The following is an 11,488-nucleotide window of genomic DNA, read 5'->3' as shown; positions in this document are numbered from 1 at the left end:
GTCTTGCCTCGTTCTTCACCTGAAACTATCAAAACTTAGCTATAACGTTGCCTTTACGGATATTATCCAAAGCAACAATCAAGTCTTTACCATCAACGGTGATAGTGAGCATTTGCCCATCAACACTACTGATGACGCCTTTTAAATTACGACTACCGGCAACAGGCATAGTCAATTGTACTTTTGTTTCTTCACCTATATAAGCTCTATATTGCTCGGCGGTAAATAACGGTCTATCTACGCCAGGTGAAGATACTTCTAATGTGTATTCTGTAGAAATAGGGTCTTCAACATCCATAACTGCGCTAACTTGACGACTGGCTTCTGCACAATCTTCAATATTGATGCCATTCTCGTGATCAATAAACACACGAAGAATTGAGTGACGACCAGCTTGAATATACTCAATGCCCCATAGTTTAAAGCCTAGAGCTTCAACAGGTACTGTTAACATTTCAACTAGCTTGGATTCTATTGTTGCCAAAAATGACCCCCAAAAAAACAAAAAAAGGGCTAATAGCCCCATTGCAACCCGCCTCTAACACGGATATTTAAAAGTTCATATAACAAAAAACCCCGTAATCACGAGGTTATTTTATTATAAAACCTGTAAATTGTGATTTATTTTCTTACGAAATTAAATCACAAGGAGCTGGTTGCGGGGGCCGGATTTGAACCGACGACCTTCGGGTTATGAGCCCGACGAGCTACCAACTGCTCCACCCCGCGTCAACTGATGCAAGTATATTGATTTACACTATATCTTGCAATAACTAATCAAACTCAATCCATGATTTGTTAGTTTAAATCTGGTGCCGAGAGCGGGACTTGAACCCGCACGTCCGTTAAGACACAGCCACCTCAAGGCTGCGCGTCTACCAATTCCACCACCTCGGCGACACCTGGTATACTAGTCAGGAATTTTCGTTTCTGACTGTTCGATCTGAACAGGCGCATCATCAATGATTTGCTCTGCTGCTGGACCTAAATCTTTCCACTGATCATTTTGCTCAGTGTGATTAGCACTTAAATTACCAATCACTAAACTTAATGCAAAAAAGCCAATGGCTAATACTGCAGTACTGCGAGTCAGGAAATTACCTGATCCACTTGAGCCAAATAAAGTGCCTGAGGCACCGGCTCCGAAAGATGCGCCCATATCGGCACCCTTTCCTTGTTGAATTAAAATTAAGCCAATAAGACCTAAAGCTACCACCAAGTATACAACTATCAGAACTTCGTACATATAATTACGCGCTCATTGCTATGGTACATAAACTTAAAAACTCACTTGAGTTCAAACTTGCACCGCCAATCAGACCACCATCAACATCAGGCTGGGCAAATATATCTGCCGCATTGCTTGGGGTGACGCTACCACCGTATAGAATTCTGATATTCTCACCAATAAAGGGAGATACTTCAGAGAGGCGACTGCGAATAAACGCATGTACTTCTTGTGCCTGTTCTGGTGTTGCGCTTTTACCTGTCCCTACAGCCCATAAAGGTTCGTAGGCGATAATTGCGTTATCAAAAGCCATGGTACCGTTTTTTTCAATTACTATATCAAGCTCTTCCGCAATCACCTCAAAGGTACGTCTTGCTTCACGAGCTGGCCCTGATTCACCTACGCATAAAATCGGTGTCAGACCATATTTTTGTGCTGCGGCAAACTTCTCTGCCACGATATTACTCGTCTCTCCGTACATACGGCGACGTTCGGAATGGCCGATAATAACATATCGACATCCAGAATCTTTTAGCATCTGCCCGGATATTTCGCCGGTATATGCACCAAAATCATGTTGACTAAGATTTTGTGCACCCATTCTAACAAGCGCACCATCTAAGGTTTGCTTATTGGCTTCAAGCAGCTGCCTAACACTTTCAAGATAAATTGAAGGCGGGCATAAAACCACTTCAGCGGAATCATTTTGGAGCTTTGTAGCAAACTTCTTAAATAGTTCTTCTGCTAGTGCTGAATTACCATTCATTTTCCAGTTGCCAGCGACCATAGGACGTCTGAGTGCCATTCACTGTCTCCTCTGAAAGCGGCGTGAATAATAGCGAACCACTTATCAAGTTACAAGAGCTAAAAGGGGAATATTTCACATAAAGTGTCGAAGCGTCTACTTTTTAAGCGAGCAACAACATATCTGAATATTCAAATGATTAACATGCTGCCTTTACCGCGTCAGCAATACGATTTGCATGTGCAAGCACTTGCGGATGATCATCACCTTCAACCATCACTCTGATTAACGGTTCGGTACCCGACTTTCGTAATAAAACCCGTCCGCGAGCACCTAATTGCAACTCAACATCGGCTTGCGCAGATTTCACCGCATCGGTATCTAACGGATTAGAGTCCCCTTCAAAGCGGACATTAACCAATACTTGAGGCAACATCTTCATCGGCTCTGTTAATTGTTCAAGCGACGCATTTTGACGACGCATCGCTGCTAACACTAAAATACCTGCAACAATACCATCACCGGTAGTACCATGATCTAGGTTGAGAATATGACCAGAGTTTTCACCACCTATACGCCATTCATTCTCCCTCAGCATTTCCATGACATATCTGTCACCGACTTTAGAGCGAACAAAAGGAATATCAAGTGCTTGCAACGCTAAATCTAAACCTAAATTAGACATTAAGGTGCCGACCACTCCACCTTTTAAAATACCACGTTTTTGAGCATCTACCGCTAAAATATACAGGATCTGATCGCCATCGACTACTTCACCATGACGATTAACCATCATAATACGATCACCGTCACCATCTAATGCAATCCCTAAATCAGCTTTTTCAGCCAATACAGTCTCACAAATCTTAGCCATTGACGTTGCGCCAACTTTATCATTGATATTGAGTCCATCGGGTTTATCGCCAATAGCAATCACGTCAGCACCTAATTCACGGAATACATTAGGGGCAATATGATACGTTGCACCATGAGCACAATCGACGACAATTTTTAAGCCCTCAAGAGTTTGGTCGGCAGGAAAGTTCCCTTTACAATATTCGATGTAACGCCCTGCAGCATCTTCAATTCGACGAGCTTTGCCTAATAAGTGGGACTCTACACACACTAACGGCTTTTCAAGTTCAGCCTCAATTTCTAATTCAATTGCATCATCAAGCTTACTGCCATCGGTAGAGAAGAACTTGATACCGTTGTCATAGTAAGGATTATGCGAAGCACTAATTACCACACCAGCTTCTGCACGAAAAGTACGAGTTAAATAAGCCACTGCAGGGGTCGGCATTGGGCCAAGTAATAACACGTTTAATCCAGCAGCTGATAATCCAGCTTCTAACGCCGATTCAAATAGGTAACCTGAAATACGGGTATCCTTACCAATAATCACTTTTTGAGTGCCATTTCGAGACAATACTCGTCCAGCAGCCCAACCGAGCTTCAATGCCAGTTCAGGGGTCATTTTACCCGCCCCGACTCTGCCGCGAATACCATCGGTTCCAAAAAATTTTCTTTGTTTCACAGATCCCTACTTAAGTGATTTCACTGTACTTATAACGTTATTGTGCCGCTGCCACTACAAGTAGGCCATTGTTTCTGACATCACTTTAAGTACATCGACAGTTTCGGGTACATCATGGACACGTATAATATGCGCACCTTGCTGAGCAGCAATCAATGCCCCTGCGAGACTACCCGCAAGACGTTGATCGGTATCACGCGCTAACAGGTCACCCATCATGCTTTTACGTGATAAGCCCACCAGTAAAGGTAAGTGAAACTCATGCAATTTTGGCAACGCAGCTAACAGGCGGTAATTATGCGCTAAAGTTTTGCCAAAGCCAAAACCTGGATCAAGAATTAAACGTTCGCGCTCAATTCCGGCTGCTTCGCAGTAAGCAATACGCAATTCAAAAAAAGCGGCAACCTCATCAATCACATCCTGATACTCAGGTTTATTTTGCATTGTTTTTGGCTCGCCCTGCATGTGCATCAAGCAAATTGGCACATCTAACGTCGCAGCCATTGCTAAAGCCCCAGGCATTTGTAATGCGCGCACATCATTAATCAAATTAGCACCGGCATTTACCGCCAGTTCCATCACTTCAGGTTTGCTAGTGTCTATCGAAATCCATACGTCGTGTGTTTTTGCAGTATATTCAATAATAGGAATAACCCGTGCGAGCTCTTGCTCAACAGAAACCTCTGCTGCCCCAGGGCGAGTAGACTCACCGCCGACGTCTATAATTAATGCACCTTGTTCAACCATATAATCAACATGTCGACAAGCTTGTTCGAAATCGATGTATTCGCCACCATCAGAAAACGAATCTGGTGTCACGTTTACAATTCCCATTACTACAGGGGCTGACAAGTCGAGCGTTTTATTGGCATGAGTTAATTGAAACAATGGTATTTTCCTACAGTAGATTAAAAACAAGAAAACCCCTTGCGGGGTTTTCTTTATTCACTAAATTATTTATTTAGCTGGTGATTCATCCGCATCATTAGTATCGGCTTTATTATCGACTTTAGCGTCGGTTTTAGCGTCATCCACTGGCGTTTCAATTTCAGATTTAGGCGTGGTATTGCCATTATCTTTATCGTCAGATGATTCATCTTTTTGCCATTCAGCTGGCATACGCACTTCACGGCGATGCATTAAATCGTCAATTTGCAACGAATCAATCGTTTCGTACTTCATCAGTGCGTCTTTCATCGCATGTAAGATATCCATATTTTCTGTCAACATGGTTTGTGCACGTTGATAGTTTTTATCGATAAACATTTTGATTTCTGAATCAATTAATGACGCTGTATCACCTGACATAGCCTTTGATTTACCCATACTGCGACCTAAGAAAACTTCGTTTTCTTCTTCTGCATAGAGTAAAGGACCCAACTTGTCAGAGAAACCCCATTGCGTAACCATGTTACGTGCAATTGATGTCGCGTATTTAATGTCTTGCGAAGCGCCGGTAGAGACTTGTTCGCTTCCGTAAATAAGCTCTTCGGCTAAACGTCCACCGTAAGCAACTGAAATCTGTGATTCTAATTTGCGACGGCTTTGACTAACAGCATCAGCTTCAGGTAAGAAGAACGTCACACCTAATGCACGACCGCGCGGAATAATGGTCACTTTATGTACAGGGTCATGTTCTGGCACTAAGCAACCAACAATAGCATGTCCGGCTTCATGATAAGCCGTCATCTCTTTGTCCGATTCAGACATCACCATAGAACGGCGCTCAGCACCCATCATGATTTTGTCTTTAGCACGCTCGAACTCTTCCATACCGACTACACGACGATTACCACGAGCAGCAAACAACGCAGCTTCGTTAACAAGGTTTGCTAAGTCTGCACCAGAAAATCCTGGGGTACCACGGGCAATAACACTTGCTTTAACATCGTCTGACAAAGGTACTTTACGCATGTGTACTTTAAGGATTTGTTCACGACCACGCACGTCTGGTAAACCGACGACGACTTGGCGGTCAAATCGACCTGGACGAAGTAATGCAGAATCGAGTACGTCTGGACGGTTAGTTGCCGCAATGACAATAACGCCTTCATTACCTTCGAAACCATCCATCTCAACCAGTAACTGGTTTAATGTTTGCTCACGCTCATCGTGACCACCACCAACACCAGCGCCACGTTGGCGGCCTACAGCATCAATTTCATCGATAAAGATGATACAAGGAGAAGATTTTTTAGCTTGTTCAAACATGTCACGCACACGAGATGCACCAACACCGACAAACATTTCGACAAAATCAGAACCTGAAATAGTAAAGAATGGCACCTTAGATTCACCAGCAATAGCCTTCGCTAGCAAGGTTTTACCTGTACCTGGTTGCCCAACCATTAACACGCCCGTAGGAATACGGCCGCCTAATTTTTGGAACTTAGTTGGGTCACGCAAATAATCAACCAGTTCTTTCACTTCTTCTTTTGCTTCATCACAACCAGCGACGTCTGCAAAAGTGGTTTTAATTTGATCTTCGCTCATCAATTTGGCTTTACTCTTACCAAATGACATTGCGCCCTTACCGCCACCACCTTGCATTTGACGCATGAAGAATATCCATACTCCAATTAGCAGTAACATTGGGAACCATGAAATAAAGATTTGAGTTAAGAAACCAGATTCTTCAGCTTCTTGGCCTTTATAGTCAATACCTTTAGTTTGAAGATCATTGATTAAATCTTGATCATATATAGGCATAATTGTGGTGAACTTCTCGCCGGTACGTTTAGTCCCTTCAATAGTTCGTTGATCGCTTTTTATTTCGACCTTGTTAACTTGACCATTTCGAACATTGTCCAAAAAGGCGGAATAATCCATCTTCTGCGAATTCGAAGAAGAGGGGGAATAACCCTGGAAAACTGACATCAGCACAACAGCGATGACAACCCAGAGTATTAAATTTTTAGCCATGTCACTCAAATTACTCGACCTCTTAACAGTCCTGCGATTATTAACTTTAGACTACTACAACTTGTAACCAGTCGCCACTAGATAGACTTCTCGAGAGCGCGCTCTAGAGGAGTCTGGTTTACGGGTTTTTACTACTTTGAATGCCTGTTTGACTGTTTTTATGTAGTCGTCAAAGCCCTCCCCCTGAAAGACTTTAACAGCAAAACAGCCGTTAGGCGTCAACACTTGATGACACATATCTAGCGCCAATTCAACTAAATACATAGCTCTTGGCTGATCTACAGCACCCGAACCACTCATGTTCGGAGCCATATCTGATAGTACCACATCCACTTTATCTTGACCTACTCGCTCAAGCAATGCCTGCAGTACTTTATCCTCTCTAAAATCACCTTGAAGAAAATCAACGCCAACAATAGGATCCATCGGTAAAATGTCACAAGCAATCACTTTACCTTTGTCGCCAGTAAGTTTAACAGCCACTTGTGACCAACCACCGGGAGCAGCACCTAAGTCAACTACTGTCATACCCTGTTTTATTAAGTGATCTTTTTGTTGGATCTCTTCTAACTTGAATGCTGCTCGTGAACGTAAGCCTCGTTTTTGGGCTAATTTCACATAGTGATCATCAAAGTGTTCTTGCATCCAGCGAGTTGAGCTCGCCGTACGTTTTTTGGTTGTCATTTAAATTCCGCAACGATTCAGAGTTACATAAGCTCTATATAAGGGTAGAATACCCGTTTTTCAACAGTAACTCAGCAAAAGTTGGTACAAATGAACTTAACAACCAAACAAAAACAGCATTTAAAAGGTCTGGCGCACAGTCTAAAACCAGTGGTGCTGCTTGGTGGCAATGGACTAACTGAAGGTGTTCTGGCTGAAATTGATAGCGCTCTTACACATCATGAATTGATTAAAGTGAAAGTAGCCTCTGCAGACAGAGAGCTAAAAAATGCCATCGTTGACGCCATTGTACGTGAAACCCAGTCTACGAAAGTGCAACTTATCGGTCATGTGTTAGTTATTTTCCGTCATTCGGCTGAAATGAAAATTGCTTTGCCTAAAGCCAAATAATTTCGCACCCTTTTATAAAAAGCCGCTGAATACAGCGGCTTTTTTATTGGAGATGAATTATCGTTAATCAGGGATGATCAGGTATTGGGATAACTTGATAATGCTCTGCCTTTAAGCCTAGAAACTCAGGCAAGGTAGCACCAATTGAAATCGATGACCAAGTACCGGTTAAAATACCAATAAACATCGCGATAGAAAAACCTTCAAGCGGTGCCCCACCCAGAATCCATAAAGCCACAACCGTTATCAATGTAGTTCCTGAAGTGACCATAGTTCTGGAAAAGGTTGATTTAATTGCTAAGTTGTTAATGTCAGTTATATTCCACTGTGGTTTAGCCACTAACTGCTCCCGGATCCTGTCCGCAATAATAATTGAATCATTGAGTGAATACCCCAAAATCGCCATTATTGCGGCTAATACAGTTAAATTAAATTCCATTTGGCTTAACGCAAAAAAAGCCAACACAAATACCACATCATGTACCAAAGCAAACAGTGCACCTGACGCTAAACGCCATTCAAAGCGAAAACTTAGATACCCCATAATACATAGCATGGCGACTAATAAAGCTAAACTGCCTTGTTCAACCAACTCTTGGCCTACTTGTGGTCCGACGATACTGCTATTTAACACGTTGATGTCAGTCTTTAATGGCGCCAATACTTCACCCAGTTCTGGGCGTTGATTCTCATCAGGTATATTGGCATATCGTAATACCCAACGGCCTGGTTCACTGGCTGAAATAACACTGACCTCTTGTTGATATGCTGCAGTCATTAATGGCTGTATTTCACTGGCAGTGATGTGATGATCCACTTGAATCTCTGTGACCACACCGCCGGTAAAATCTAAGCCCCAATTAAACCCTTTTATTCCTATCGCGGTTAACGATAACAGCATTAATACAATCGAAATCAGACTCGATGCATAACGCCACTTAGTTAAGTATTTGAGCTTGTCTGTTGAATAATTTGTTTGAGTTGAGTTCATAAAATTACACCTTAATAGCGCGACGAGTGTCACGACCATAAACTAAGTTGATTAATGCGCGTGAAGCAAAAATACCGGTAAACATACTGGTTAATAACCCCAAACCTAAGGTCAACGCAAAGCCTTGAATAGGGCCATTACCAATCGAAAATAACACCACTGCGGTGATCATCGTGGTGAAGTTAGCATCAAAAATGGTTGAAAACGCACTATCAAATCCCACATCAATCGCATTGGCAAAGCTACGACCTTCCGCAAGCTTTTCTTTTATTCGCTCAAAAATAAGTACGTTAGTATCGACTGCCATACCGACAGTAAGCACTAACCCGGCAATACCTGGTAAGGTCAATACCGCTCCAGGAATGAGCGCTAACAATCCAAATAACATCACCAAATTGGCGATTAATGCCACATTTGCAACCCAACCTAAACGGCGATACCAACAAGCCATAAACAGTAATGTAGCCGATAAACCTAAGGCTAGAGCAGCAAAACCATTAACAATATTCTCGGCCCCTAAACTAGGCCCAATAGTACGTTCTTCCACTATGGTTACAGGTGCAGTCATAGAGCCAGCTCTTAATAACAAAGCTAATTGCTGCGCCTCTTGATGGCTACCTGCTCCAGTGATTTCAAAGCGGTTACCGAGTTGACTCTGAATGGTTGCAACACTGATAATTTTAGTGGTTTGTTTGGCTTTACCTTGTTCATCACGGCTGTATTCGCTATAAGCTGTTGCCATAGGTTTACCGATATTATCTCGCGAAAAATCTGACATTAACTTGCCACCTGCCGCATCAAGACTGATATTGACTTTCGCCATACCAAAATCGCCAGTAGTGGCTCGAGCATCAATAATGTGATCACCACCAAGTACTGGTTTTTTTGACACATAGACAGGCTTATTCTGCTCATCATTCATCACAACAGCATAAAGAGAGTCAGCTTGCACCACTGGATAAAATGCCAAACTAGCGGTTGCACCGATAACATTTTTAGCGGTGGCAGGATCTTGCACTCCTGGTAACTCAATCCTAATCCGGTTCTCTCCTTGACGTTGAACTAGCGCTTCGGTAATACCAAGTTCTTCAATACGGCTGCGCATAATTTGCAAGTTTTGCTGTACAGTTAAGTTGGTTAATTTGAGCTGTTCACTTTGGGAAAGATTGATACTCAAAGTTTGTTGATGGCCTGTGACTTGCCATTGAGGGTACTGCTGACCAATAAATTGTCTTATTTGACCACGAGCATCATCACTGGCGCTGTTAACCGTCAGTTCCGCTCCAGTGCCAAAACGCACCATTACACCACTGATATGTTGTTCTCTGACAAATTGCTTTACAGCATCACTCACTAATACTGCTTGGTTTTGAAACACTAAATCAAGATCCACATCCAGTAGAAACTGCACTCCACCGCGTAAATCTAAACCAAGTTTAATCGGTTTAACGCCTAAATTTAATAACCAATCTGGGGCCGCTGGAGCTAACGCTAAGGTCACTTGAGCCTGATGTTCAAACTCTTGTACTAAGGTCTTTTTAGCTTGGGTTTGCATATCGGGATCATCTAACACCACAAGTAAATTATCTTGTTGCTGCTCGATACGCTTACTATTTATGCCCGCTTGTTGTAGCACATGGTGAATTTGTTCCACTGTTAGTGATTGAGTCGGTTTAACGGCAAGTTGTACGGCAGGGTCTTCACCATACCAAGATGGCAAAGCACTCATAAATAAGATTATGAGTGTGCTAATTAATAGCCAGTATTTCCACTGAGCATATTGATTTAACGGTTTGGTATTCGATTTTGATTTCATAACACTTGATCTCACTACATCGGGGTAAAACCTCGATAAAAATGTACGTGAGTGATGATAGGTATTGACCCCATTCATCTACCCACAGCAAAACTCATTAGCAAGGCTAATGACATTTTTAATCAATATAATGTAGTTAACAGGTGTGAGTGTGAACGAAAAGTAGATTAGAGTCTTTCCAAGCGGAAAGTCTTGAAGGGGCTGAAGCCGTTGATAATACCCAGTCCAATTGCGGACTAAAGTTAATTTGATAGCCTATGGTTAAACTTGGTACTGGCGGAGAAACAAATTCATAGGCCAATAGATAATTAGGTTTTGATTCATCCGATTGATATTGAACAATACTGAGGTAACGCGCTGAATAGGTAGGAACAAAATGAATATCGTTTGAACTAGAATTCTCAGAAACAGAACGTTCAGAGACAGATTTTTCAGAGACTGGGTTTGTTGATGAAGGTTCGCCGACGTAGCCCAACAATGTGCTATTAACATCAATAAGCGTATTGGTTAACGCAGTTAGTTGATTTGAATCTACTGGACTGTTAACTAATGTGTCTTTTGAGCTGTCTACTGATTTAACTGACGCCAAGGTGATATCAATAGGGGTTGAACTTATTGGTTGTTCACAAATTCGATCATCTGTCAGCGAATCCACATTATATGAACAAGAATAAGAAGTAGACGCAGCAAATGGCATCGATGCTAAAACTAACACACGGCTATTGAGGAGGAAGATTGAACACAACCCCACAATTACCAGCATTAGTAGTATACGAGCCCATGGAAACGTCATAATGACCTTATTTAATCAAGCTACACAATTTCTAAAATTCAAAATTCTAAAATTAACATGTCAAAAACACTATCTAATAAAATCATCTAACAACACTGTCTAATAAAGTAATCTAACAAATTAGTTTTTAAACGATTTTCTAACAGATTGTTCAAAGAATATTGTTGCTCATACGGTAAAATGTAACAACAATGTAAACTTAAACGATAATATCTATTGCACCTTTAATCTGCAAATGAATTTTTTTACATGTTCTATCATATCTAGCACATGCATTAACTCTACGATGGATATAAAAAAGCACTAAACAGTATTCTATTTAGTGCTATATCTGGCTAGTGGCCATCATATCGGTATTGGGTTGTGCATAAAAGTATGATAA

At 41.8% G+C, this 11,488-nt stretch carries 11 protein-coding genes and 2 tRNA genes; 1 reads left to right on the top strand and 12 read right to left on the bottom strand.

Going from position 1 to position 11,488, the window contains the following annotated elements; all coding sequences use genetic code 11:
- Positions 1-28: 28 nt before the first annotated feature.
- From rimP to rlmE, 9 genes are all read right to left on the bottom strand, one after another.
- Positions 29-484 carry a ribosome maturation factor RimP gene (rimP, locus tag GUY17_RS05330; protein ID WP_041413431.1) on the bottom strand — a complete coding sequence of 152 codons (456 nt, stop codon included), beginning with the start codon at positions 482-484 and terminating at the stop codon, positions 29-31.
- A gap of 169 nt (positions 485-653) precedes the next feature.
- A tRNA-Met gene (locus GUY17_RS05325) sits at positions 654-729 on the bottom strand.
- Between the two features lie 81 nt (positions 730-810).
- A tRNA-Leu gene (locus tag GUY17_RS05320) sits at positions 811-897 on the bottom strand.
- A gap of 13 nt (positions 898-910) precedes the next feature.
- Positions 911-1,246, bottom strand: a complete 336-nt coding sequence (gene secG, locus GUY17_RS05315; RefSeq protein ID WP_162022526.1) for a preprotein translocase subunit SecG — start codon at positions 1,244-1,246, stop codon at positions 911-913.
- A 4-nt stretch (positions 1,247-1,250) separates the two neighbouring features.
- Positions 1,251-2,033 (bottom strand): triose-phosphate isomerase, encoded by a 783-nt coding sequence (tpiA, locus tag GUY17_RS05310; protein WP_011636460.1) that lies wholly within the window; start codon positions 2,031-2,033, stop codon positions 1,251-1,253.
- Between the two features lie 139 nt (positions 2,034-2,172).
- Positions 2,173-3,510 carry a phosphoglucosamine mutase gene (glmM, locus tag GUY17_RS05305; RefSeq protein ID WP_011636459.1) on the bottom strand — a complete coding sequence of 446 codons (1,338 nt, stop codon included), beginning with the start codon at positions 3,508-3,510 and terminating at the stop codon, positions 2,173-2,175.
- A 54-nt stretch (positions 3,511-3,564) separates the two neighbouring features.
- Positions 3,565-4,398 carry a dihydropteroate synthase gene (folP, locus tag GUY17_RS05300; RefSeq protein WP_162022525.1) on the bottom strand — a complete coding sequence of 278 codons (834 nt, stop codon included), beginning with the start codon at positions 4,396-4,398 and terminating at the stop codon, positions 3,565-3,567.
- 69 nt (positions 4,399-4,467) lie between these two features.
- The gene (gene ftsH, locus GUY17_RS05295; protein WP_101085752.1) at positions 4,468-6,441 is read right to left on the bottom strand and encodes an ATP-dependent zinc metalloprotease FtsH; all 1,974 of its coding nucleotides are present in this window, start codon (positions 6,439-6,441) and stop codon (positions 4,468-4,470) included.
- 45 nt (positions 6,442-6,486) lie between these two features.
- Positions 6,487-7,116, bottom strand: coding sequence for a 23S rRNA (uridine(2552)-2'-O)-methyltransferase RlmE (gene rlmE, locus GUY17_RS05290; protein ID WP_101085754.1), 630 nt, complete (start codon positions 7,114-7,116; stop codon positions 6,487-6,489).
- A gap of 90 nt (positions 7,117-7,206) precedes the next feature.
- On the opposite strand from rlmE, the gene yhbY reads away from it, so the two are divergent.
- Positions 7,207-7,506 carry a ribosome assembly RNA-binding protein YhbY gene (yhbY, locus tag GUY17_RS05285; RefSeq protein ID WP_011636455.1) on the top strand — a complete coding sequence of 100 codons (300 nt, stop codon included), beginning with the start codon at positions 7,207-7,209 and terminating at the stop codon, positions 7,504-7,506.
- Positions 7,507-7,573: 67 nt separating this feature from the next.
- Here the strand turns inward: yhbY and secF are convergent, their stop codons facing one another.
- From secF to GUY17_RS05270, 3 genes are all read right to left on the bottom strand, one after another.
- Positions 7,574-8,497 (bottom strand): protein translocase subunit SecF, encoded by a 924-nt coding sequence (gene secF, locus GUY17_RS05280; RefSeq protein ID WP_162022524.1) that lies wholly within the window; start codon positions 8,495-8,497, stop codon positions 7,574-7,576.
- A gap of 4 nt (positions 8,498-8,501) precedes the next feature.
- On the bottom strand, positions 8,502-10,313 hold the full coding sequence (secD, locus tag GUY17_RS05275; protein WP_162022523.1) for a protein translocase subunit SecD: 1,812 nt from the start codon (positions 10,311-10,313) through the stop codon (positions 8,502-8,504).
- 136 nt (positions 10,314-10,449) lie between these two features.
- Positions 10,450-11,106, bottom strand: a complete 657-nt coding sequence (locus GUY17_RS05270) for a hypothetical protein (protein ID WP_162022522.1) — start codon at positions 11,104-11,106, stop codon at positions 10,450-10,452.
- Positions 11,107-11,488 lie beyond the last annotated feature (382 nt).

The organism is Shewanella sp. Arc9-LZ, from assembly GCF_010092445.1.
Classification (GTDB): domain Bacteria; phylum Pseudomonadota; class Gammaproteobacteria; order Enterobacterales; family Shewanellaceae; genus Shewanella.
Note: the sequence above shows the minus strand (reverse complement) of the source record. Positions and strands in the feature narration are given on the sequence as shown.